Here is a 22,929-nt window from a genome sequence, read left to right as displayed (position 1 = left end):
GGTGCGATTTTTGATTCATAATGATAATAATGGAATGCCGCCGCCATGGAATGGGGCACAATCAAGTAACGGAGCGCCGCTAAGTCCGCCGCCTTATTTTTTTAACCAGACGCCGGAGCCTCCTATGCAAACATTGTCCTCCACGTATTCAAGCTCGATTTTTTTTCGCCGATGGGGCGCTACCGTTATTGATTATATTTTAATGATCTTATTATTGCTTTCATTTTACGGAATAATGGGTGCTTCCATCAGAAATGATGATTCGGCTGCTATTCTGCTAATTGTTGCGGCCTACCCCTTCCTGGTGTTTGCCTATTATATTTTGCTAGAGGGATACACAGGTTATACGCTTGGGAAAATGCTGGTTAGAATTAGGGTTGTCAATGGGGAAGGGGGCACTCCCGGCTTTGTTAAAGGTTTGATTCGCTCCTCCATACGCATCATTGATACAAACCCGTTCCTGGCAGGGGGGCTGCCGGCGGGTATTGCGGTGCTTGCTACCAAGAACAAGCAAAGGCTTGGCGATATGGCTGCTAAAACCTATGTCGTTAAAGTTAGAGATTTAGAACCGGAGAGAAGAGGAAATAACGTTGTACTGGCGCCGGTATTTACGGTCATTGTTCTGATTGGCCTTATTGGCGGGGGATTAGGCATTGCGAGTTTAATCGATGCAAGCAACGAAAGCGACAGGATGCCAGCAAGCCATTTTCAATCGGAGTCCAACGGCATAATTGAATCAGATGAGCCCTCTAACCAAGATGCCGAAGATATCCAGTGGACCAGCCGGGATCAAAGCTTTACCCTTATAACCCCCTCTTATTGGGAAGACAGGGAGATCCCTGATCATGATAATGGGCTTAATCTATCGTTAGTCGATTTCGAGAGTAATTCGCTTATGGTCGTTTCCCAGGACATTGAACTGGGTGTGATTGATTCCGAGCTGCTGGGCAGCTATGCACAATCCTTTATGGAAAACCTGGGAGAGTATGAGAACACGACAGTCGTTGAAGAGCCTACGGCTCTCACTGTTAACAGCTATAACGCACAAAAATTCATTATCCAAACAAAAATTGAGAGTTTTGAGTATGTCTATTTGGTCGTCATCATTCAGACGAAAACGGCAGTTCACCAGATTATCGCCTTGTCTGATGTAGAGAAATTTGATGCTGTTAAGTTCGAGTTCGAGCGTATTATAGAAAGCTTCGCAGAAACGGTCTACTCTTCATAGCGGGCAAAAAGCTCAATCAGGCAACGGTCAATAACCGTTGCCTGATTTTTTTACGGCGTTATTTCGGGATTTGCCCGTTTGCCTTGGCGATTACAGCATCAATCTGCTGCTCGTAGCTATAGATGCTCTGCTTTTGCGTAATGATTTGCTGCTGCCAGGACAGCATGCGAGTAAAGGAGGCGGATGAGGCTGCCGCATCTCCTTTGCGAACGGCTTGATTTAGCAGGGTCCCTTCTGTTGAAAAAGACTTTTTCAAGCTGCTGATCGTTCCTTTCGCTGCCTTAATTTTGACTTTGAGTGTATCGGTACTGGATAAGGTGGCGTTAATCGTCTTCTTGGTCGCAATTGTTTCCGCTTTGGCCTTTTTCAGCGCTGCCTCCTTTTGTTTAATATCTTCCTTTGCTATAGTGACTGCGGTTTTGGCCGCATCCACTTGGGGCTGCAGGACGGATATCATCACCTTATTTTTCGCCGATTTCGCCATAGCGAGCTGTTTCTTCAACGTTTCATGTATATTGAAGACCGGCTCGTATTTTTTCTTTGCCTGGACAATCGCTTCAGTAAGCTTAGCATGCTTGGCGACGTCGATTTCTTTCACTTTGGCGCGGGCAGCAAGCATATTCTCTTCATTGCGATAGTGGAGATCATTAATTTTTTTATCCCATTCGATGTCGGATTTCTGGGATGTCTGCAAATCGCTATACTGTTTGGCGAGCTTTGATGCTGTTGCAGCAGGCGCTGCTGCAATCATTTTGTCGTAGGCGGTTTTGGCAGTAACAGTGAACTCGAATGGGGCGGCATGAGCGGCGGGCATGGGCAACGAGATGGCGGCGGCTAAAGAGAGTGCCAGAATAATGACGATAAGCTTGGTTTTACTCAATAACAAGATCATAACCTCCTTGGTTTACGGCTGAAAACGCAAAAAAGCACCTGCAAAAGGAAGGCGCTATGCGCCTTTCTCTTACGGGTGCTTCCCATTGTTAGCCGATTAAATTGGTTGAATCGCTATCAATATACAAGAATATCCAAATAATAGTCAAGCATTATCTGAATGAAAGACACAAATTAGTGTAGAAAATTTTACTAATCATTTATAAAAAGAGAGCCGCTTGACATGGAGTGAACTCCATCGGATAAGCTGCAGAAGAGTTAATTGAACCGAGTGGTTGCCACTTAGTTAGAAAGGAGCGAGAGATGGAGCCTGAATACAGCATCGCAGACATTGCCAGGGACCTATCAGCGGGCTATTGATCCTGCCTTGGCGGAGCGATTATGGCAGCTGAGTCAGGAAATGACTGGCGTAACGCTTTAAGACTGAACTGAATTTAGTTCGTTGACGTCGTAAATTGATATTGCAATAAGCAAGTGAAAAAGCAGGTCAGGAGGAGAAATCCGCTGGCCTGTTTTGTGCTGTATGCTCAGGATGCATATTGATGAAGTGGGGCAAAATGAAAGCCGTGAAAGAGATTGCTTCACGAAGGAGGTGTGTGGCTATGTCAGGCAGAAACAATAAGCCCGATAACGACGGGCCGGCAAGCAGTCCGGATCGGTTAGATCAGTTCGGCGATAAGCTGGCACAAAACAACGAAGAGGAGTTCCAGTCGGCTGCTGAAGAAGCATGCGAAACGGAAGCTTCTCCTAATTTGCAGTCCAAGTCCTAAGCTGTAAGATCAGGGAAACTAAGCCCTCAAGTTGACATCCAATTTATCCGTTAGGGGAGTCGGATGCTTCTGCTTGGAGGGCTTTTTTATGCTGGAGCGGCTTGTTCTCTTCAACGCTGAGATTGCCGCTGTTCACGGAATAGCTTGGGTGCTTCGCCGGACAGTTTCTTGAACAGCCTGGAGAAATAAAACACGTCGTTATAGCCTAGTGACGCCGCAATTTCCTTCACAGGCTGATCGGTGTTAAGCAGCCGATTTTTCGCTTCGGCGATTTTGAGCCGGTGTACATATTCATGCAGCGCGAAGCCGGTATACTCGCTGACTGTGCGGCGAAGCGTCGACAGCGACCAATGGTGGCGCTCGGCGAAAGCTTTGGCATCGAAGGGTTCGTAGAGTGACTGCGATAAATCTTCTAGAAGCTGAGCAAGACGCGCGTTTTTTACGTTGGCGGGTGAAGGCTGCTGCCGTTGTATCCATTCGAAAACGGTTGCCTCCAGCAGCAGCGCTGCCCGGTCGGCATTAGCCGGCTGTCCGCTTTCCATCAAGGCGAAAATCCGGTCGATCCGATTTTGCTGGGAGGCGTCAACTCCAGGATGAGCGACCGTGCGAACGGGGATCGGCCAGTCCCGAATCCATTCCTCCATGCGGCTCCCCTTGACCGTAAAATAAAACTCATCCCAATACCCGCCCTCATCAGGGCCATAGTTATAGACGACACCGGGCTGGAAGAAGAATAGACTTCCTGCTTTCACCCGCTGCGGCGAACCGCCTTTTATTTGGAAACTGCCGGAGCCTCCGGCTATATAAACGATGGCCCAATGATCGAAGACCGCATCATGGCGAAACAAGGTTCTACCGGGCAAATGGCCTACATTGCGAATGACGAGCGAACGAACAGACAGCTTGGCTGGATCCAGGGTCAGATCGATTACCCTTATCGGTTCAGTGCTGATCATATAATCCATGAACTTAACCATGTTGTTCATTCCTTTCCCTTATATAATCATGTTAAGTTTGAATGGCTTAGGATGCAATAATTAGTTATATGAAGCATGGAGGCGAAGAAAACGATGACTACATTAAAGGTTGGCGTTATAGGCGCAGGTTCCATTTCCAGCTCGCATTTACAGGCATATTCCATTCATCCCCAAGTACAATTAACAGCGATTGCTGATCTTAACGAAGGGCGCGCGCAAGAGAAGGCGGAACGCTTCGGCATTCCTCGCATTTATACGGATTACAAACAGCTGCTTGCCGATCCAGAGATAGATGCTGTAAGCATTTGCACATGGAATAACACGCATGCGGAAATTGCAGTAGCGGCTTTGGAGGCAGGCAAGCATGTGCTATGCGAGAAGCCATTGTCGCAAACGGTAGAGCAGGCTCAGCAGGTAGAGGCTGCCGTCAAACGTACGGGCAAGCTGTTGCTTGTAGGATTCGTCCGCCGTTACAGCGATCAGGTGAAGCTGTTGAATAAATATAGAGAAGCTGGCGCATTAGGCGATATTTATTATGCGAAAGCGTCGATTATACGCAGGCTTGGCAATCCGGGCGGCTGGTTCTCCGATAAGGAGCGTTCAGGCGGCGGCCCGCTCATCGATATTGGCGTACATATGATTGACGTATGCTGGTATTTAATGGGCAAACCAAAGGTGAAGTCGGTTAGCGGCAATACGTATCGGCAGCTCGGCAACCGTTCCCACGTGGAGGGACTTTCCTTCTACCAGGCGGCCGACTATGATGCGGATAAAAACGATGTCGAGGATTTGGCTAATGCGCTCATCCGCTTCGAGAACGGAGCAAGCCTGTATGTCGACGTCAGCTTTACACTGCATGCTTCTAAGGATGAATCGTCGGCCAAAATTTTCGGAACAAAAGGCGGCGCGGAGCTCGAGCCAGAGCTTGTTATCGTGAGCGAGCAGTTCAATACGATTGTGAATATAGAGCCGCAAATTGATCATCGTACCTTCCAATTTCAGTCGGCTTTTAATAACGAGATTGCTCATTTTATTGCCTGCTGCAAGGGTGAAGCAGTGCCTGTCAGTCCGGTAGAAGATGGTCTGGAGATCATGCGGATTTTGAATGCGGTTTATCAATCGGCTGCGGAAGGCCGCGAGATCGTACTAAGCGCTGGGGAGGAAGGATAACGATGACTGAGGTGAAAATAAGCAATCCAGTTGGCGTAATCGTAGAGAGCTTTGGCGCAGGTCTGCGTGGCGGTCTGCAGAAAGCGAAAGAAGTTGGCGCAGACGGTGTTCAGATTTATGCCGTGAGCGGCGAGATGGATCCGGAACAACTGACGGCGGCAGCGCGCAAAGAGCTGAAGGACTACATCGGGTCGCTTGGTTTAACGATATCCGCTCTCTGCGGCGATCTTGGCGGCCATGGCTTTCAAGACCGGAAGGCCAATGTGGCGAAAATCGAAAAGTCCAAACGCATTCTCGATCTGGCGCTTGATCTCGGCACCTCGATTGTAACGACGCATATCGGTATCGTGCCAGAGGACAGCAGCTCGGAGATTTATGCGGCGATGCAGGAGGCTTGTGAAGAGCTAAGCAATTATGCGAGCGATAAAGGCGCACATTTTGCGATAGAGACAGGACCGGAACCGGCGGCGAGGCTGAAGCAATTCCTCGACTCGCTGTCTACGAACGGGGTATCGGTTAACTTCGATCCGGCGAATATGGTTATGGTAACGGGTGATGATCCGGTGCAGGGCGTCTATTTGCTGAAGGACTATATCGTGCATACGCATGCCAAGGATGGCATTAAGCTGGCTGATGTTGATCCGCGTGCAGTCTACGGCTACTTGGGTTATGGCGAGATGGATCACGATACGATATCGGAAATGGTGACGCGTGGCGAGTTTTTCCGTGAGGTTCCGCTCGGCGAGGGCGGCGTAGATTTTTCGGCTTATTTGACGGCGCTGAAAGAAATCGGCTACACCGGTTATTTGACAATCGAGCGGGAAGTGGGAACGCAGCCGGAAACGGATATTCGCAAAGCGATTCAGTTTCTTCATTCATTTAAATAGGCAGCAGGCAGAGGGAGGTTCGGCATGGGAGCAAAAATCGCGCTAAGCGCATGGAGCTGTCATTCCTACTATAATGAGGGATGGACGAATGCGCAGTTTATTGAATTTGTGGCAACGACAGATGCACAGGGTGTGGAGCTGTTGAGCTTCTATTGGAATCCAGAGCGGGACCCGGAGGAAGTGAAGGATGCTTTGGCCCGTACCGGACTTAAGCTGGCTTGCTTTGGTGCTTCTAACAACTTTGCCGAAGCTGATCCGGAGAAACGGCAGGCTCAATTAGCGGATATCAAGCTGAGTATTGATAACGCGGTCTTGCTGGGAGCCGGTGTCGTACGTGTATTTGCAGGCGATTTGCGGGAAGGGCTTGCTTTTGACGAGGTGCGGTCCTGGATTATTGAAGGCTTGCAGGAAGCTTCGGCGTATGCGGAAGAGCAGGGCATTATGCTTTGTCTGGAAAATCACGGCTTGCTCGCCGGAAAGGCCGAACAGGTCGCTGCGATTATAAAGGATGTGAATTCGCCGAATTTGCGCTCTACGTTTGATGCGGGCAATTTTCTGCTTGTTGACGAGGACCCAAGTAAAGCGATTCAAGAGCTCAAATCATTGGTAGGACACGTGCATGTGAAGGATTTTGTACAGGTGGAACAAGACTATAAAGGTTCTTTCTACCGCTCTTTAAGCGGGCAGCCTTTTGCCGGGCGCGTTGCAGGCGAGGGTGTTGTCGATTTACCGTTTATTATCGGGCAGTTGAAAGAAATCGGTTATGATGGCTGGTACACCGTAGAGTATGAAGGTGATGAGGAGCAGCAATCGGCCTCAAAGCGCGCGTTGGCAACATTAGAGCAGCTATTGTAAATTGTTCCTTGAGGGCAATGGTTGTATGCAAGGCTAAATAATGAAGCATACTACAATTGTTCGGTGGAATGACTGGGAGCCAAGTACAGCGTAGACCATTAGGGCAGTTCCAAAAAAGTTGCAAAATGTTAATAATTACGGCGAGTACGCACCTCTAATGTCCGGTATGATAATGAAAAAGGCAAAGGAGGGTCATGCATGGGCGTACCTGCTGGTGTATGGATTTTTGCTATTATTATCGTGGCCGTGCTCACTTGGATGACGTTGTGGGTAACGAAAAAAGCCTACTCGAAAAAATGGGACGATTCCGACGTATAGTCGGAGTTGGGAGCATTAATCAATAGATGGAAAGATGGAAAAGCCGTTATCGCGAATCGATTGAATCGATTTGGGTGGCGGCTTTTTTGCGTGGATGTATGTTGGTCTACAGGCGGGATAAATGCGGATGAAGCTAGTTCGTTGTATGAGTGCGGTGAGCGCATAGTGTGGATCGGATTAGTTAGAAGGGGCATGGATGATTAAGTTGGTTAAGTAACATGGCTTTGAGGGTGCGAATCATGAGGGCGAGATAAATCATTTGCTGCTGGTGCGAGAAAATTAGCGATGGATAGTGAGAGATGGGAGTAACTGCAGCCGTGTAGGAAAAGTATATAACAAGAGGCTGTGCCAACAAACGGGCACAGCCTCTTTCGAACACGCTGCTAAGGAAGCAGCAACTTTGCCGGATCGACGGCGGGGACGAGTCCTTCCTCGGCGGCGCGTGTCAGCAGGGAGGTGACAGCTGCATAGCCGCTGCCGCTCAGGCTGCCGGTGAAGTCATTCACGTACAAGTCGATATGCGCCTGTGCGACTTGCGGGTCCATCTCCTGTGCATGCTGCATGACATAGGCTTGCGATAGCTGCGGATGCTTCCACGCATGCTCGACCGAAGCTTGCGTCCAGCGGGTGATGGCCGCAAGGTCAAGCGAGCGGCGCGCGATAATCGCGCCGAGCGGGATCGGGAGTCCGGTATCCGACTCCCACCAGCTGCCGAGGTCGGCGAGCATCGTCAAGCCATAGCTCGGATAAGTGAAGCGGGCCTCGTGGATGACGAGACCGGCATCCACGAGGCCGTCGCGGACGGCGGGCATGATCTCGTGGAACGGCATGACGACGATTTCGCCGACTCCGCCCGGAACAAGCTGGGCTGCCCACAGTCTGAACAGCAAGTAAGCGGTGGAACGGTCGCTTGGTACAGCGACGCGGCGTCCCTTCAATGAAGCTGGATTAGAGGAGCCGCCGTTCGTCAGCACCAATGGACCGCAGCCGCGGCCAAGCGCGCCGCCGCAAGGAATCAATGCATAGTCGTCGAGCACCCATGGCAAGGCGGCATATGAAATTTTCAACACATCAAGCTTATTGCTCCCGTCGGATGCAAGCCGGTTCGTAATATCGATATCTGCATACGTAACCTCCAGCTTTGGCGCATCCGGAACAAGTCCGTGCACCCAGGCATGGAAGACGAAAGTGTCGTTGGGACAAGGGGAAAAAGCGATTTTCAAGCTGTCGCTAGCAACTGTCATGATTTAATTACCTCCATTAATACGGCGCTTGCCGCTTCCAGCGATTGCAGCGCCTCTTTGATGCGCCATGCGTCCCGGTCGCGTGGACCAATAGCATTGGAGATCGCGCGGATTTCCAGTACCGGAAGACCATGGCTTTGTGCGGCTGCAGCAATGCCGAAGCCTTCCATCGCTTCAGCTGCTGCCCTTGGAACACGAGAAGCCAGCTCTTCCGCTGTAGCTGCTGTTCCGGTAACGGTGGAAAGTGTAAGGACGGGAGCTTGCACGGCGGCAAGTCCGGCTAAGTGCAGCGCCTCGGTTAAACGCTCCCCAAGCGCGGTGTCCGCAGCAATATGCGCGCTGCCGAAGCCAAGCTCGTCTACCCGCCGGAAGCCCTCCGGCGTCTCGGCGCCGAGGTCGGCGGCAATGAGCTCGTCCGCCACGACGATCGAGCCGATGGCAGCGCGGCCGACGAACCCTCCGGCGATGCCTGCGCAGATGACGAGGCGGTACGCACCTTCGCCAGCCAGCGCCAATATCGTTGCCGTGCTGACTGCCGCTGCAGCAGGCCCGACTCCGGCTGCGCGCACTTCGAAGCGGTTATCGCCGCGGAGTCCGCGAAGAACGGCATCGCGCTCTGCGTCAACTGCCGTCATGATTAATATTTTAGGCTGAGTGATATTACGATCTGTATGTGAGGCGTTCAGAGACATGGTTGTCTATAGCTCCTTGCACTACTATTTTTTACGTACTTCAAAAAACTCGCAAGTCCGTCGGTCGTGGTAGGCAATCTCGCTTACACTGGATTGTACGACGGCGGTCTCTTCATCGAACCGGATAATGATGCCGTTACTGGTCACGATATAATCATCTTGGAATACGCGGACGCGAATTTCGCGCTGCACGGCCTCCTCGAAGTCCTGGTCGGTATTTAATCTGCGATTTAATGCCACGAGAGACCTCCTTCATTAATAAAGAATGCAATGCTATCTTTTTATTGTGTCGTATTACGACACATTTTTCAATGCTGCTCCCTTTTCCTTAACCTTCCGGCTGAAGCTTATTCGTCTCCAAGACTTATCCGTGACCGTAAGACAGGCTTGGTTTATAGACGGGCAGCAGGTACAATAGGACATAAATGAGTAAACGAGCTATGGAGGGATAAGGCCATGTCGGTACATACGAAACAGATGTTTGTTTTTATAGGTTCTTATGCGGAGGCTTCCGCGAATGGTGTATACATGTACGCATTTAATGAAGAGAATGGAACGCTGTCGCTGAAAGATGAAGCCGCTGGGCTTCGCAATCCGACGTTCTTGAATGTCGATGCAGCCAACCGGAGACTCTACGCAATTGCCGAGGGCCTAACGGCTGACGGAGGAAAAGGCGGCGATGCCGTGGCGTATGAGATTGAGATCGACGGCAATGGCGGAGGCGCACTGCGCCAATTAAACCGCAAGCTGGCGATTACGGCGCCTTCCTGCCATATCCAGCGGGATGTGGACAGCGAATATGTGCTGCTTGCCAGCTACCATGGCGGCAGAGTCAGCCTCGTCTCGCTGGAAGAGAACGGAGAGATCGGCGAGCTGCTCGACATTCAGCAGCATGAAGGCGAAGCGCCGCATCCGCACAGCCTGTTCTTTAGTCCTGACGGCCGGTACGTATTCGTTCCAGACCTCGGTATCGACCGTATTCGTGTTTATACGATTAATAAGGAAGCTGGCAAGCTGGAGTTCCATGGCGAGACTGCGGTGGAAGCAGGCGCAGGTCCGCGTCATTTCGTATTCCATCCGAACGGTCAATTCGGTTATGTCATTAACGAGCTGGATTCGACGATCGTCGCTTTCCGCTATGATGCAGAGGGCGGACGACTGGAAACAGTGGAGACGGTATCGACGCTGCCGGCTGATTACGAGGGTCCGAACGGCTGTGCCGAAATTACGATGTCGGCTGACGGCAAATTTTTATACGGCTCCAACCGCGGCCATGACAGCATCGTTGTCTTCGCGGCAGACGGGGAAACGGGCAGACTGACGCTGGTTGGCCATGTGTCCACAGAAGGCAAGCATCCGCGCCACTTTGCGATTTTGCCGGGCGGTCGCTATTTGCTGGCTGCAAATAAAGATACCGATAATGTGGCAGTGTTCCGCATGGAGCCATCCGGCTTGCCAGTCTATACAGGCTATTCCATCGAGCTGCCGGGACCAGTGTGCGTACAGGCAGCATACTTCTAAGTTTGGCTGCTAGTCTGGGATAATCAGAACCAAAATCACGAATCGTTCTGCAGGAGGAGGCATTCTTCCTTCCGCAGGGCGATTTTTTTATGCCCTCCTTTTGACAAAATGAACATAAAGGATGGTGGATGATGATAGGTAAGAAAGCAGGATCGGATAGCCGCATCAGTCCCTATTTGCAAAGTGCGGAAGGTCTTTTGGCAGCGTATGCCTATATGCTGGAGGACATGTACAGAAGGATATGGGAGAAATGGCTTGCGCTATTTCATGTGGATGCAGCGGGTTTTCGAGCGGTCCCCATATGTCGTAAAATGCTTGAAATATCGATCAAAACAGACGAATTACAGACGCTTTCGGAGAGCGCATCAGTTTCACGCCTTAAAACCGGGACCGGCCTATAAAAAGGGTAGAGGACGTTGTCTCTATCCTTTTTTCGTTCCATACCGGGGATTCGTCCTACCCTCGGACTATCCCCCTTTACAAACGGCATTCATGTAAACGCTTATAAAAATGGAATATTCAGGGGTTTCACCTACTGTATATCCATAATGAGAGAAAGATTAAATAATATTAACCTCTAAAGCGGTCTTTCAAACGTCTGAAAAAAGCTTTTTTACGGAAAAACTGGGAACTTCCGGCCATAAAAAGGCAACAATGCCTAGTCCGCCGATCAGAAATCCCGTATTCAAAACCGGACACCGACAACATCCCATATGAAAAAAGTCAGGGACAAATCCCAAAGACTGGGTACCGCCATGGCGAAAGTCCCTTTAACCCCCTCCAACAACTTCACGAGCCGGACCGCTCACTCCTATATCCAACCACTGTCAGAGCAGGCAGCTACGCGGAAAACAGCGAGATCCCGATTTTAAAATACACTAATCCAATAGGAGTATAGAAGACCCCTCTCGATTGGTTAATTAAAACATTGAATTCCATATAAATACATGAATTTATGCTGAAAATCGAAATCATTTTACTAAATGTTTACGATTAGTCCCTGTATTTTTAGGAAAATAAGCATGTTATTCGAGTTTGAAAATGATAGCAGCAACCTATTAGAAAATATTACCTTAATCCCTCCTTGTAAATAATCGGAGTGTGACATAATCAAAGCGAATAAAACGAATTGTTGGAGAAGGATGGAGGTTCGTGTCGTTTTGAGCAGCCAATTAGACTTGAAGCAACTATTATCGCTCATTCGGAAAAAGCTTTGGATCGTCGTCCTCGTAGCCGTCATCGGTACGGTGTCGGCGGGAGCCTATAGCGTATGGATCAAAAAACCGGTCTATCAAGCCTACACGAAGCTGATCGTCAATTCGACAGTTGGGCAAGCAGGCGCGTTCAAACTGGATTTGAACATGATTAACACCAATCTAAGCCTGATCAACACGTACAAGGAGATTATCCGCACGCCTTCCATAATGGATATTGTGCTGGAAAAGCATCCAGAGCTCGATCTGACGTCGGAGCAGCTGATGCGGAACATCCGGTTCAGCTCCGTTAACGGTACGCAGGTTGTGACAGTGTCCTATCTGGACACGGACTACAAGCGGGCTGCGAACATCGTCAACAGCGTATCGTATGTGTTCCAGCAGCAAATTCCGCTGATCATGCAGGTTGACAACGTTTATATTTTGCACACGGCCGACCCGGGCAAGCAGCCGACACCGGTGAAACCGGAGACGAAGCTGAATATTGCAATCGGAGCAGTCGTATCTCTTATGCTGGGCATTATGCTCGTGCTGCTCATCGAATATTTTGATGACAACCTGCGGAATGAAGCTTCTGTGGAGAGACATCTCGGATTGCCGACGCTTTCTGTCATACCGAATATTAGGCAAAGCGATCTGAAGCCGAAGCAGCCGGCCGCGGCAGTACCGGCCGAGACCGCTTCGAACCCCAAGGCGATTTCCGAATCTAAAGGAGGATGAGTTAGACGCATGTCACGTAATCAAGAGCTTCGCCCCATCGTTACAGACGCCAATCCGATGTCGCCGATCTCCGAGGCTTACCGGACGCTTCGCACGAATCTGCAATACGCCGAAGCCGACCGGCAGCTTCAACTGCTTATGGTGACATCGGCGAGCCCCAAGGAAGGAAAATCTACGACAATCATGAACCTTGCGGTGGCGTATGCGCATTCCGGCCGTAAAGTCGTGCTCGTCGACGCTGACCTCAGAAAGCCGACCGCGCATTATACGCTGCAGCTTAGCAACCGGAGCGGCTTGTCGCAGGTGCTTTCCGGGCAAGATCTGCTCGGCAATGCGACCCAGCAGAGCCGGATTGCAGGACTCGATGTGCTGACGGCTGGCCCGGTGCCGCCGAATCCGTCCGAGCTGCTTGGCTCGGCAAGGATGGACAGTGTCTTGGACAAGCTCAAGGAGCAATACGATATTGTGCTGATCGATACGCCGCCCGTACTCGCAGTGAGCGATGCTCAAATCGTATCGACGCGCTGCGACGGCGTATTGCTCGTTATTAATGCACGTACCGGCAAGAGACAGCATGCCCTTAAAGCCCGCAACGCACTGCAGTTCGTACAAGCAAGAATTGTAGGCGTCGCCTTGAATCAAACGACGCAAAACGAAGCGGGTCCCTATTACGAATACGTAGAACGGTAGAACGAGAAGGAGGAAATTCGATCATGCGGGTTGCTTATCGGACGAAAGTCATTATCGGCTGGGATTTGGCGGCTATATTACTAAGTTTGGCTGCCGCATATATCATGGAGCCTGCGGCTTCCGAGGCATTGGGCGGAGCGGCAGGCTGGCTCCTCTACGGAGCGGCTTCGGCAGCAATCGGTTTTTGGAGCGTGACCCGGCACCGGCTGCACCGCCGGATCTGGCAGTACACTGGCATCGCCGAACTAAAGTGCATTTTGCAAACGGCATTGCTTGCCGCCCTGATCCCGTTTGTTGCGGCATGGGTGCTTCAAGGACAAGCGCAAACGCTGCTGATGCTGCATCATTTTATCGGCATTGCGGCACTGATGGCGGGACCGCGTATCGCTTGGCGGGCTTTTTGCGACAAATACAGCGTGAAAAAGCAGCCGATTACACGCAGAGCGCTCATTATCGGAGCAGGAAGCTGCGGCACGCTCATCGCGAAGGAAATGCAGCAGAATGACGGCGTCAACGTGACGCCGGTCGGTTTTATCGATGACGATCCTTACAAGCACCGGATGCAAGTATTGGGTCTGCCGGTATTCGGCGGACGCGGCGATATCGGCTGTATCGTGGAGAACCACCGGATCGATGAGATCGTTATTGCAATGCCTTCCGTATCGAAGACGCAAATTTCAGCGCTGGTCAATATTTGCAAGACGACGAAAGTGAAGCTGCGGATCGTACCGGATCTGCAAGATATGATCGACGGCCGCGGCGCTTCCGGCCGTGTACGGGATGTCAGCGTAGAAGATTTGCTTGGCCGCGATCCGATTCGTACCGATCTGGAGCATATCGCAGGTTATGTAGAACAGAAAGTCGTGCTTGTCACGGGTGCAGGAGGTTCGATCGGCTCCGAGCTTTGCCGGCAGATCGCACCGTTCGCCCCAAGCAAGCTGCTGCTTCTTGGCCACGGAGAGAACAGTATTTACAACATTGAGATGGAGATGCGCAGCGTTTTCCCCGATCTTCCAATCGAGACCGTAATCGCCGATGTGCAGGATCGTACCCGAATCGACGCCGTGTTCGCCAAATATCGTCCACAGGTCGTTTTCCACGCCGCGGCGCATAAGCATGTTCCGTTGATGGAGCGCAACCCGGCTGAAGCGATCAAGAACAACGTGTTCGGGACGAAAAATGTGTCGGAATGCGCCGACGCTTACGGAGCTGAGCGGTTCGTACTCATCTCAACCGATAAGGCGGTTAACCCGACGAGCGTTATGGGTACGACGAAGCGGATCGCCGAGATGTTTATTCAAAGCTTGGATAAGCATAGCGCAACGAAATTCGTCGCGGTACGCTTCGGCAACGTTCTCGGCAGCCGGGGCAGCGTAATCCCTCGGTTTAAGGATCAGATCTTGAAAGGCGGACCGGTAACGGTCACGCATCCTGAGATGGTTCGTTACTTTATGACGATTCCTGAAGCCGTTCAGCTCGTCATTCAAGCCGGTTCTTTCGCCAAGGGCGGAGAGGTATTCATCCTCGATATGGGCAAGCCGGTCAAAATTTACGACTTGGCTGTCGATCTGATTCGTCTCTCGGGCTACGAGCCAAACCTCGATATCGACATTGCCTTCACCGGCATGCGTGAGGGAGAGAAGCTGTACGAAGAGCTGTTGACGAATGAAGAGGGGCTTTCCTCGACGATGCATAATCGGATTTTTATCGGCCGTCCGGCGCAGCTTAACCGGACTGAGCTTGATTTCGAAATAAGGAAAATGGAAAAGGTGCTGGGTCAGCATCCGGACGAAATCCGCGCCGTACTGCAGCATTTGGTACCGTCCTACCGCAATGTGGGAACGACGGCAGTTGGCTGATAAAGGAGGGAATTGACGATGATTACGGGCGATACGGCGGGGCAAGCGGCAAAATCGGCGCAGCCGGCGTTCGCCAAACGGCTTAGCAGAGGCGGAAGCGCAAGCTTCCTGATTAACTCGGCCGGCATGGCATTGGCGATGCTGATGCAGGTTGCGCTGGCGAGGCTGCTCGGCGTCGACGGATACGGTATTTATGCGTTCGTGACGACTGTCGTCACATTCATGGTTTTTCCCGCCAAGCTTGGCTTTGATACGACGATCGTGAAGCTGGTCGCCGCTTACCGGGTCAAGGAAGAGTGGGGGCTGATCAAGGGACTGCTTCAGCGCAGCAATCAGATCGGGCTTGTGCTGTCTATTGTGCTGGCAATTGGCGGATTAATCTTCGTCGCTTTGAAGGGAGACGCGGCCGGTGATACGGCCAAAGCCATTACTTATGCCGCGGGCTTTGCATCGATTCCGCTGCTGACGCTCGCCACACTTCGGCAAAGCGCGCTGCAAGGGGTCAAAGATGTCGTATATGCGCAAATGCCGGAAAAAATATTGCGTCCGGTGCTGACGATTGCCTTTGTATTCGCAGCAGCAGCGCTTGGTGTTACGGCGGATGCCGGTCTTGCGATGATCTGCTTTGTCCTGGCTGTCATTGTCTCTTATATCGTTGGGGCTGTTGTTCTGAAGAAACGGATCGGCTCCCAGATGGAGGGAGTTGCTCCCGCCTACGAGACGCGAAGCTGGATGAGGCTGTCCGGCTCGATGATGGCCAATGCCGGAGTTTATCTCATTCTTGGGCAGCTGAACGTGTTGATGCTTGGTTTGATGGAGGGCGAGACGCAGTCCGGTATTTTCTCCGTTGCGGTCCGTCTTGCAACGCTTGTCGCGTTTATGCTCACCGCTGTTAACATGACGGCTTCGCCGCTCATATCCGAAACGTATGCAAAAGGCGACATGGATACGCTGCAAAAGGTGTGTACGTCGACCGGCAGGGTCGGATTCGTATTCGCCGCCGTAGTTGGTTTGTTTTTCTGCCTATTTGGTCATTGGACGCTGGGGCTGTTCGGCCCGGAATTTACGCAGGCTTATCCTGCGATGCTCATTCTTGTATTCGGGCAAGTATTCAACGCATACTGCGGCCAGAATGGTATCGTCGCTACGATGACCGGCGGGCAAAACGCGTTGACGAAGGTGCTCATTGTAGCTGCTATCGTTAATGCGGCGCTTAACGGCTTGCTTATTCCCTCCATGGGCATGACGGGCGGGGCGATTGCCGCTACCGCCTCCATGATGACATGGAACATCGGTGCGGTTCTGCTGGTTCGGCGCAAACCGGGCGTTCAGACGCTGGCTTGGGCGCCAGGACTTGGCCTTCGGAAGAAGGGCGCATCCGGCGACGCCAGAGAAGATCATGAATCGGGAGTGTAATGCAAATGACTCAAAAAATAAAAGTGCTGCATATCGTCGGAAAAATGCATCCGGGCGGGATCGAAACGCTGCTGATGAATGTGTACCGGAATATCGACCGGGAACGATACGAATTTCATTTTGCCGTCCAATCTCCCGAGCCGGCTTTCTACGACGATGAGATTCGGGCGCTGGGCGGGACGCTGTTCGTGCAGCCGCCGCCGAAAAACGGGATTGGTCCGTTTCGCAAGCAGCTGCTTGCGAACATGAAGAAGCATGGTCCTTATGATGCTGTTCATAGCCATGTATTTGGTTTTAGCGGCTATGTACTGAAGCTAGCGGCTCAGCTTGGCGTACCGGTGCGCATTAGTCATAGCCACAACACGAATGACAGCAAGTCATCTTCTCCAATCCGAACGCTTTATCGTGCTTATATGCGCAGCCTCATACGCAAGCACGCCACGTTGATGCTGGGCTGCTCCAGGGCCGCATGTGAATCGCTGTTCGGCAGCAGTTGCTGGAAGGATCAGCGGGTAGCCGTCTTCCCGAATGCGATATCGCTGGCGCCGTACGAGGCGCTGCCGGAAGACCGCTCGGAGCTGCGCCGCCGCTTCGGCGCGAATTCGGAAGGGCCGCTGCTCGGTCATATCGGCCGGTTCAGCCGGCAGAAGAACCATACGCTGCTGCTGGATTCCTTCGCCGCTTATTTGAAGAAGGAGCCGCAAGCGCAGCTGCTGCTCGTTGGCGACGGTCCGCTTCGCGGCGAGATGGAGCATAAGGCCGAAGAGCTTGGCATCGACAGGCAGGTAAGATTTCTCGGTCTGCGCAAGGATATCCCGGAGCTGCTCGGTGCACTTGATGGCTTTGTATTGCCGTCGCTATACGAAGGGCTTGGCATCGTGCTGATCGAGGCGCAAGCGGCGGGCATTCCTTGTCTCGTATCGGAAGAGGTGCCGCGCGAGGCCGATCTGGGTCTTGGCATGATTAGCCGCCTGCCTGCGGGAGATACGCCGCAGCGCTGGGCAAAGGGCTTTGAGGAGCTTGCAGCTGGCGGACAAGCTGCCGCGGCAAGTGCAGTAGGCGCTGCTGCTGGAGAATGGAGCGCGCGGGCTCATGCGCTTAGCGAGCGCGGCTACAACATTCAAGCCAGCGCAGCCAGACTGGAGCGGGTGTATGCGGGTTGAGCGAATCGACCTGCGTACGGTTACCGTCCTTGCCTATGCTCTGATGCTCGCCTTGACGGCGAGATGGGTATTTGCACTGGACGAGACGATTGCGATCGTCGTCTACAGCGGCTTGCTGCTGCCGGTATTCGCGCTGCTCCGCTGGCCGAATGCACCAGTGCTGCTGATGACCGGCTTTACCGCGATGCTGGTCGGCAAGCTCATCTATGGAGCGACCGTCGATCCGCTCGCCGGACCGGATGAAATTCATTATTTCGAGCAGGTGACGACGTTCCAGACGTTGAGCGATTATATGCCCTACGCGATGGAGCATATCCGAACGCAGTGGATGAATATCTCGGCAGTGCCGATATTCGGCCTCCTGTACATGCCGTTTTTCAAATGGCTGCAACTGGAGGATCCGATGGCGATTATCCTGCTGAATACGGTGCTGCTGCTGCTCATCGTCAATGCCGCTTACCGCATGAACGACAAGTGGTTCAAGTATGTGCTGCCGCCTTCGACGAAGCCGGAGCTTGACCCGGAGCAATCGCAGCGTACTTTTGCAGTCATCACCGTATTTGGCTTAATGGTCAGCCCTTCGTTGATGTACATGTCCTCGCTGTTTGCCAAGGATATTACCTGCGTGCTGCTCGGTCTGTACGGCGCGATACTCATGCTTCGCAAACAGTGGATCGTATTCGTGCTTGTCATGCTCTATGCGACCGGACTTCGGGATTACGCCATTATTTATACGATTAGCTTCTACTTGCTGTATGCACAGCGGCTGCGGGGAGCACTCATCATTATGATAGGCGCGGTAGGGCTGATTGTCCTGCAGGTTGGCCCGCTGGCGGTCATTAATGCCGGAATGCTGTCTGTCTTCTTGTTCATTAGTCCGAATCCTTCGAATCTCGGCAATTGGGAGCCGAAGCTGTTCCTTCGGACGCTGGAGGCACTGTTCATGGCCGCAATGCTGGCGATGTCCGTGTTCCATTATTTTAAATTCAAGGAGACGCGGCGCTTTTATCTGATGGCAGCAATCGTTATTTTCACCTATGCCTGTGTACTTGTCCTAGTCGGCTATGCAACGGTAACGGGAAGATCGCTAGATTATGGGCTCGGTACAATCGGTGACAATATGGTGCGTAAAAAGCTGCCTGTCGTTCCCGTGATCTATACGATAAGCGCCTATACGCTCGTATGGTGCCGCCATTCGTTCAGCATGAAACATCTGAAAATTCCGACAATACAGCGGAAAAACGCTAGTTCATCGAATGCAACAGGAGGAGATTATGATGCGGGGACGCGATAAATTCGGCAAATTCCGTCCGGTGCTGCGAGTAGTGGAGCTGCTGCTTCGGCCGCTTCCGCGCCCGCTGCTGCAATGGCTATGGGCGCTGAGCGACTGGCTTCCGGAGCTGGTCGGCGTTGCCTTCCGCTATTGTCTGCTGCGCAGGCTTGCCAAGCATTGCGGAGACAACGTGCTGATCGGACGGTCGGTGGAGCTCCGCTATCCGGAGCGGCTGTCCATTGGCTCCAATGTGAGCATTCATAAGCAATGCTACATCGATGCATACGGCGGAATGACAATCGAGGATGAAGTATCCATCGCGCATCAGTCGTCGCTCGTTTCCTTTCAGCATACATGGAGCGACGCTTCGCTTCCGATTCGCGACAACCCGGTAACGGGCTCGGCGATCACCATCAGACGGGACGTTTGGATCGGCTGCGGCGTGCGCGTTCTTGCCGGCGTTGAGATTGGGCCTCGCTCGGTCGTGGCGGCAGGAGCCGTTGTCAATAAATCAATCGGCCCAGGCGCCGTCGCTGCCGGCGTTCCGGCGCGAGTCGTGAAGCGGATTGAACTCGTTCCGCTCGACAATCCACAAGCAAATTCTAAATCAAATCATATAAGGAGGGAAAGTCATGAAGCTGCTTTGGGCACATGATCATACGTTTTATTTCAATGAATCTGGCAAGTTTTTCTCTGGCGGCAAGCTTCCTTATGCGGTATGGGAGAGGTACCTCGGTGTATTCGACCAGCTCACGATTGCCTGCCGCGGCAAAAAAACGCCGCTGGACGCTGACATGGCCGGCAAAACTTTGTCGAGCGGCGCGAACGTCGATTTTCTCGTCCTGCCTTCATTAAGCAATCCGGTAAATAAATTGACGAAGCGCGGCTATGTCGACCAGCTGCTGCGCGAGGCAATCGGCAAAGCCGATGCCGTGATCGCCCGGGTTCCGAGCGAGATCGGGGCGGAAGCCATCCGCGTTGCGCAAAGTATGGGCAAGCCATATGCGGTAGAGGTAGTGGCATGCGCATGGGACGGATTGTGGAACTACGGCAGCGTGCAGGGCAAGCTTTATGCGCCATTGGCGCTTGCTCAGACAAGAGCGCTGGTAAAGAGCGCACCTTATTCGCTCTACGTAACGGAGCAATTTTTGCAAAACCGCTATCCTTGCGCAAGCGGCATGACCGAATCCTGCTCGAACGTTGAAATTCCTGAGCCGGGCGATGAAGTGCTGACTCGCAGGCTGGAGCGGATTGCATCTTATAACGATTCGACGACGCTGACCATTGGCTTAATCGGCTCGTTGAACGGCCGGACGAAAGGGATCGACATCGCGCTGAAGGCGATTGCCAAAGCGAAGCCGCAGCTTCCGCGGGTCTGGTTCCGGGTGCTGGGTGACGGAGATGCCTCACGCTGGCAAGCGATGGCCGACAAGCTCGGCATCGGAAGTGCCGTCACCTTCGAAGGCATTCTGCCAAGCGGCGGAGCCGTATTCGAATGGCTCGACAACATTGATATCTACTTGCAGCCGAGCTATCAGGAAGGGCTGCCGCGGGCAACGATTGAAGCGATGAGCCGGGGTTGCCCGGTGCTGGGCTCAACGGCCGGGGGCATCCCTGAGCTGATTCATGAAAGCTGCCTGCACCGGCCGGGCCAAGTCGGCCAGCTGGCGGAACAGCTGAAGCGGGCCGCATCGGACCGCGCTTGGGTGAAGGAGCAGGCGGAGCGCAATTTCGGCAAATCACGCGGTTATACGAAGGTTCGGCTGGATGCGAAGCGTCAGGCATTCTGGCGTTCGTTCGGTGAATATGTACGCTCCGGCGGAGCGGTAAGAACAACCTATACCAATGAGAGGGTGGAGGCACTATGACGATTTTAGTAACCGGGGCTGCCGGATTTATCGGCTATCATCTATCCTCCCGCCTTTTGCGGGAAGGACAGCGCGTAATCGGCATCGACAACTTCAACGACTATTATGAGGTGCAGCTCAAGCGTGACCGATTCGCGCAGTTGCTGCCTGATCCGAATTTTACAGGTGTGGAGCTGGACATTGCCGATTACGACAAGCTGTTTGAGCTTGTTCGTACCGAAAAGGTAGAGGTAATCGTTCACTTGGCGGCGCAAGCCGGCGTGCGGTACAGCTTGACCAACCCATTTGCTTATCTGGAGACGAATCTGAAAGGCTTCGGACATGTGCTGGAGGCGTCCCGCCACGCGGGAATTAAACATCTAATCTATGCTTCGTCCAGCTCCGTGTATGGAGCGAATGAGAAAATGCCGTTCTCCGTGAGCGACAGTGTCGACCATCCGGTCAGCTTGTATGCCGCGACGAAAAAAGCGAATGAGCTCATGGCTCATACGTACAGCCATCTCTACGGCTTGCCGACGACGGGGCTGCGGTTTTTCACGGTATACGGACCTTGGGGCCGGCCGGATATGGCGTACTTCAGCTTTACGAAAAAGATCATGGCGGGCGAGCCGATCGATGTGTTTAACGAAGGCCGGATGCTGCGCGATTTCACTTATATCGACGACATTGTTGAGGGTATCTACCGGCTAATCGGCCATGTGCCGCAGCCTGACCCATCCTGGGATCGCAGCCGTCCGGACCCGTCCGGAAGCTATGCCCCTTACAAGGTTTACAACATCGGCAACAACAAGCCGGTTGAGCTTATGCATTTTATCCGTACGATCGAGAAATCATTGGGCCGCGAAGCGGTCATTCAATATAAGCCAATGCAGCCGGGCGATGTGCCTGCGACGTATGCGAACATCGATGGGCTGATGAAGGATGTCGGCTTCAAGCCGGATACGACGATTGAAGAAGGCATCGCCCGATTCGCCGAGTGGTATCGCGCTTATTATGGCGAGGCAAAGGAAGCGGAGCAGCTGGCAAAGGCGGCGAGCAAATGACGAAAGTAGCCCATATATGTACCTCTGGCATCAGCCACAAAATTATGGGCGACAAGCTTCGCTTGCTTCAGCAGCAGGCAGGCTATCAGGTGACCTTCATCTCGTCGCCGGAAGGGGCAGATGAGCAGGCGATGCAGGCTTACCCTTTCGAATGGAAGATGATTCCGATGGAGCGTTCAATTAAGCCCGTTGCCGATCTGCGCTCGATCTGGGCGATGTACCGGCTGTTCCGCAAGGATCGCTATGACATCGTGCATACGCATACGGCAAAAGCAGGCATTATCGGCCGTGTCGCAGCGATGCTGGCCCGGGTGCCGACGGTCATCCATACGAGTCATGGCTTGCCTTTCTATGAAGGGCAGCCGAAGCGGGCTTACCAGCTGTACCGGACGCTGGAGAAGGTTGGAGCCCTCTGCTGCCACGCGCTGGCTTCGCAAAATGCGGAGGATGCAGAGGTGCTTAAGCGCCTTGCCCCGTGGCGGCCGGTGTACATCGAAGGCAACGGCGTAGATAAAGAACGGCTGGAGAGACGGGCATTATCCGTAACGCCGGAAGTACTGGAGCAACTGCGCAGCAAGCATGGTATCGCCAAAGGCAAGCCGCTCTTGCTAATGGCTGCACGATTCGAATCGGTGAAGGATCATTTTCTGCTGATGGAAGCTTTGCTTGAATTGAAGCGGGCAGGCCAGCTTAACTGGGTGACGGTGCTTGCCGGCCAAGGGCCTCTGGAAGCTGCCGTGCACAGGTATGTGGAGAGCAACGGTATGGAGGAAGATGTGGTCTTCCTCGGCCAACAGCCTTCGATCGTGCCTTGGATTATAATGGCGGACGCCGTCTCGCTCACCTCAGAGAAGGAGGGCATCCCAAGATCGCTCATGGAAGCGATGGCGCTAGGCAAGCCCATTGTGGCAACCGATGTGCTTGGCACGAGAGAGCTTGTGGCACATGGCGAGACGGGGCTGCTCGTTCCTTATCGGGATGCGGCGATTTTGAGCGAATCATTGGCTAAGGTTATGGGAGACGCTTCAGTGCGAGAGCGCTTCGGAGAAGCGGGCCGCCAACGAATTGATGCAGAATTCACGGAAGCTCGCGTAGTCGAGAGGCTGCAGCGGCTGTACCGGGAGACGGCG

The 22,929-nt window shown here is 52.8% G+C and carries 20 protein-coding genes and 1 pseudogene; 16 read left to right on the top strand and 5 right to left on the bottom strand.

Translation table 11 applies throughout. From position 1 onward, the window contains the following. Positions 1–10 precede the first annotated feature (10 nt). Positions 11–1,228: an RDD family protein gene (locus tag IEX98_RS10655; RefSeq protein ID WP_188889037.1), complete on the top strand. Its 1,218-nt coding sequence runs from the start codon at positions 11–13 to the stop codon at positions 1,226–1,228. Positions 1,229–1,286: 58 nt separating this feature from the next. Here the strand turns inward: IEX98_RS10655 and IEX98_RS10650 are convergent, their stop codons facing one another. Further along, positions 1,287–2,114, bottom strand: a complete 828-nt coding sequence (locus IEX98_RS10650) for a hypothetical protein (protein WP_188889035.1) — start codon at positions 2,112–2,114, stop codon at positions 1,287–1,289. 607 nt (positions 2,115–2,721) lie between these two features. On the opposite strand from IEX98_RS10650, the gene IEX98_RS10645 reads away from it, so the two are divergent. Then, entirely contained in the window at positions 2,722–2,889 is a 168-nt protein-coding gene (locus IEX98_RS10645; RefSeq protein ID WP_188889033.1) for a hypothetical protein, read from the top strand. A gap of 110 nt (positions 2,890–2,999) precedes the next feature. Here IEX98_RS10645 and IEX98_RS10640 read toward each other — a convergent pair whose 3' ends face one another. Continuing rightward, complete coding sequence (locus tag IEX98_RS10640) at positions 3,000–3,866, bottom strand: helix-turn-helix domain-containing protein (protein ID WP_188889031.1); 867 nt, start codon at positions 3,864–3,866, stop codon at positions 3,000–3,002. Positions 3,867–3,959: 93 nt separating this feature from the next. Here IEX98_RS10640 and IEX98_RS10635 point away from each other — a divergent pair, with 93 nt between their 5' ends. Genes IEX98_RS10635 through IEX98_RS10625 form a run of 3 tightly spaced genes read left to right on the top strand, consistent with a single transcriptional unit; the run spans position 3,960 to position 6,778 of the window. Beyond that, positions 3,960–5,036 (top strand): Gfo/Idh/MocA family protein, encoded by a 1,077-nt coding sequence (locus IEX98_RS10635; protein ID WP_188889029.1) that lies wholly within the window; start codon positions 3,960–3,962, stop codon positions 5,034–5,036. A 2-nt stretch (positions 5,037–5,038) separates the two neighbouring features. Next, positions 5,039–5,923 carry a sugar phosphate isomerase/epimerase family protein gene (locus IEX98_RS10630; RefSeq protein ID WP_188889027.1) on the top strand — a complete coding sequence of 295 codons (885 nt, stop codon included), beginning with the start codon at positions 5,039–5,041 and terminating at the stop codon, positions 5,921–5,923. Positions 5,924–5,947: 24 nt separating this feature from the next. Continuing rightward, positions 5,948–6,778, top strand: a complete 831-nt coding sequence (locus tag IEX98_RS10625; RefSeq protein WP_188889025.1) for a sugar phosphate isomerase/epimerase family protein — start codon at positions 5,948–5,950, stop codon at positions 6,776–6,778. Between the two features lie 701 nt (positions 6,779–7,479). Here the strand turns inward: IEX98_RS10625 and IEX98_RS10620 are convergent. The 3 genes from IEX98_RS10620 to IEX98_RS10610 are packed head-to-tail and all read right to left on the bottom strand — an operon-like array spanning position 7,480 to position 9,272. After that, positions 7,480–8,319 carry a 1,4-dihydroxy-6-naphthoate synthase gene (locus IEX98_RS10620; RefSeq protein WP_188889349.1) on the bottom strand — a complete coding sequence of 280 codons (840 nt, stop codon included), beginning with the start codon at positions 8,317–8,319 and terminating at the stop codon, positions 7,480–7,482. A gap of 17 nt (positions 8,320–8,336) precedes the next feature. Continuing rightward, positions 8,337–9,032 carry a futalosine hydrolase gene (locus tag IEX98_RS10615; RefSeq protein WP_188889023.1) on the bottom strand — a complete coding sequence of 232 codons (696 nt, stop codon included), beginning with the start codon at positions 9,030–9,032 and terminating at the stop codon, positions 8,337–8,339. A 24-nt stretch (positions 9,033–9,056) separates the two neighbouring features. After that, positions 9,057–9,272, bottom strand: coding sequence for a hypothetical protein (locus IEX98_RS10610; protein WP_188889021.1), 216 nt, complete (start codon positions 9,270–9,272; stop codon positions 9,057–9,059). A 216-nt stretch (positions 9,273–9,488) separates the two neighbouring features. Between IEX98_RS10610 and IEX98_RS10605 the strand changes: the two genes are divergently transcribed. From IEX98_RS10605 to IEX98_RS29120, 11 genes and pseudogenes are all read left to right on the top strand, one after another. After that, positions 9,489–10,553, top strand: a complete 1,065-nt coding sequence (locus IEX98_RS10605; RefSeq protein WP_188889019.1) for a lactonase family protein — start codon at positions 9,489–9,491, stop codon at positions 10,551–10,553. A 1,160-nt stretch (positions 10,554–11,713) separates the two neighbouring features. Then, the gene (locus IEX98_RS10600) at positions 11,714–12,487 is read left to right on the top strand and encodes a YveK family protein (RefSeq protein ID WP_188889018.1); all 774 of its coding nucleotides are present in this window, start codon (positions 11,714–11,716) and stop codon (positions 12,485–12,487) included. 9 nt (positions 12,488–12,496) lie between these two features. After that, positions 12,497–13,177 carry a CpsD/CapB family tyrosine-protein kinase gene (locus IEX98_RS10595; RefSeq protein WP_188889017.1) on the top strand — a complete coding sequence of 227 codons (681 nt, stop codon included), beginning with the start codon at positions 12,497–12,499 and terminating at the stop codon, positions 13,175–13,177. Between the two features lie 23 nt (positions 13,178–13,200). After that, a complete protein-coding gene (locus IEX98_RS10590; protein WP_188889016.1) occupies positions 13,201–15,036 on the top strand; it encodes a polysaccharide biosynthesis protein in 1,836 nt (611 codons plus the stop codon). Between the two features lie 18 nt (positions 15,037–15,054). Further along, positions 15,055–16,452: a flippase gene (locus tag IEX98_RS10585; protein WP_188889015.1), complete on the top strand. Its 1,398-nt coding sequence runs from the start codon at positions 15,055–15,057 to the stop codon at positions 16,450–16,452. 5 nt (positions 16,453–16,457) lie between these two features. Further along, positions 16,458–17,615 (top strand): glycosyltransferase family 1 protein, encoded by a 1,158-nt coding sequence (locus IEX98_RS10580; protein WP_188889014.1) that lies wholly within the window; start codon positions 16,458–16,460, stop codon positions 17,613–17,615. Next, the gene (locus tag IEX98_RS10575) at positions 17,605–18,909 is read left to right on the top strand and encodes a hypothetical protein (protein ID WP_188889013.1); all 1,305 of its coding nucleotides are present in this window, start codon (positions 17,605–17,607) and stop codon (positions 18,907–18,909) included. The genes IEX98_RS10580 and IEX98_RS10575 overlap by 11 nt, the downstream gene beginning before the upstream one ends. Beyond that, on the top strand, positions 18,890–19,543 hold the full coding sequence (locus tag IEX98_RS10570) for an acyltransferase (protein WP_229692085.1): 654 nt from the start codon (positions 18,890–18,892) through the stop codon (positions 19,541–19,543). The genes IEX98_RS10575 and IEX98_RS10570 overlap by 20 nt, the downstream gene beginning before the upstream one ends. Continuing rightward, on the top strand, positions 19,521–20,756 hold the full coding sequence (locus IEX98_RS10565) for a glycosyltransferase family 4 protein (RefSeq protein WP_188889012.1): 1,236 nt from the start codon (positions 19,521–19,523) through the stop codon (positions 20,754–20,756). The genes IEX98_RS10570 and IEX98_RS10565 overlap by 23 nt, the downstream gene beginning before the upstream one ends. Then, positions 20,753–21,799, top strand: a complete 1,047-nt coding sequence (locus tag IEX98_RS10560; protein ID WP_188889010.1) for an NAD-dependent epimerase — start codon at positions 20,753–20,755, stop codon at positions 21,797–21,799. Before IEX98_RS10565 ends, IEX98_RS10560 begins: the two co-directional genes overlap by 4 nt. Next, positions 21,796–22,851: pseudogene (locus tag IEX98_RS29120) on the top strand (glycosyltransferase family 4 protein); the annotation flags it as partial. The gene IEX98_RS10560 and the pseudogene IEX98_RS29120, both read left to right, overlap by 4 nt. Positions 22,852–22,929 lie beyond the last annotated feature (78 nt).

Origin of the sequence: Paenibacillus radicis (ex Gao et al. 2016), assembly GCF_014641555.1 — a bacterium.
In the GTDB taxonomy this organism is placed as follows: Bacteria; Bacillota; Bacilli; order Paenibacillales; family Paenibacillaceae; genus Pristimantibacillus; species Pristimantibacillus radicis.
The sequence above is the reverse complement of the archived record's forward strand: the minus strand, read 5'-3'. Positions and strand labels throughout refer to the sequence as shown.

Bases quoted from the DNA above. Each gene is read 5' to 3' on its own strand.
- IEX98_RS10645 (WP_188889033.1), top strand. From the start codon at position 2,722: ATGTCAGGCAGAAACAATAAGCCCGATAACGACGGGCCGGCAAGCAGT.
- IEX98_RS10640 (WP_188889031.1), bottom strand. From the start codon at position 3,866: ATGGTTAAGTTCATGGATTATATGATCAGCACTGAACCGATAAGGGTA.
- IEX98_RS10635 (WP_188889029.1), top strand. From the start codon at position 3,960: ATGACTACATTAAAGGTTGGCGTTATAGGCGCAGGTTCCATTTCCAGC.
- IEX98_RS10630 (WP_188889027.1), top strand. From the start codon at position 5,039: ATGACTGAGGTGAAAATAAGCAATCCAGTTGGCGTAATCGTAGAGAGC.
- IEX98_RS10625 (WP_188889025.1), top strand. From the start codon at position 5,948: ATGGGAGCAAAAATCGCGCTAAGCGCATGGAGCTGTCATTCCTACTAT.
- IEX98_RS10615 (WP_188889023.1), bottom strand. From the start codon at position 9,032: ATGTCTCTGAACGCCTCACATACAGATCGTAATATCACTCAGCCTAAA.
- IEX98_RS10605 (WP_188889019.1), top strand. From the start codon at position 9,489: ATGTCGGTACATACGAAACAGATGTTTGTTTTTATAGGTTCTTATGCG.
- IEX98_RS10595 (WP_188889017.1), top strand. From the start codon at position 12,497: ATGTCACGTAATCAAGAGCTTCGCCCCATCGTTACAGACGCCAATCCG.
- IEX98_RS10590 (WP_188889016.1), top strand. From the start codon at position 13,201: ATGCGGGTTGCTTATCGGACGAAAGTCATTATCGGCTGGGATTTGGCG.
- IEX98_RS10585 (WP_188889015.1), top strand. From the start codon at position 15,055: ATGATTACGGGCGATACGGCGGGGCAAGCGGCAAAATCGGCGCAGCCG.
- IEX98_RS10580 (WP_188889014.1), top strand. From the start codon at position 16,458: ATGACTCAAAAAATAAAAGTGCTGCATATCGTCGGAAAAATGCATCCG.
- IEX98_RS10575 (WP_188889013.1), top strand. From the start codon at position 17,605: ATGCGGGTTGAGCGAATCGACCTGCGTACGGTTACCGTCCTTGCCTAT.
- IEX98_RS10570 (WP_229692085.1), top strand. From the start codon at position 18,890: ATGATGCGGGGACGCGATAAATTCGGCAAATTCCGTCCGGTGCTGCGA.
- IEX98_RS10565 (WP_188889012.1), top strand. From the start codon at position 19,521: ATGAAGCTGCTTTGGGCACATGATCATACGTTTTATTTCAATGAATCT.
- IEX98_RS10560 (WP_188889010.1), top strand. From the start codon at position 20,753: ATGACGATTTTAGTAACCGGGGCTGCCGGATTTATCGGCTATCATCTA.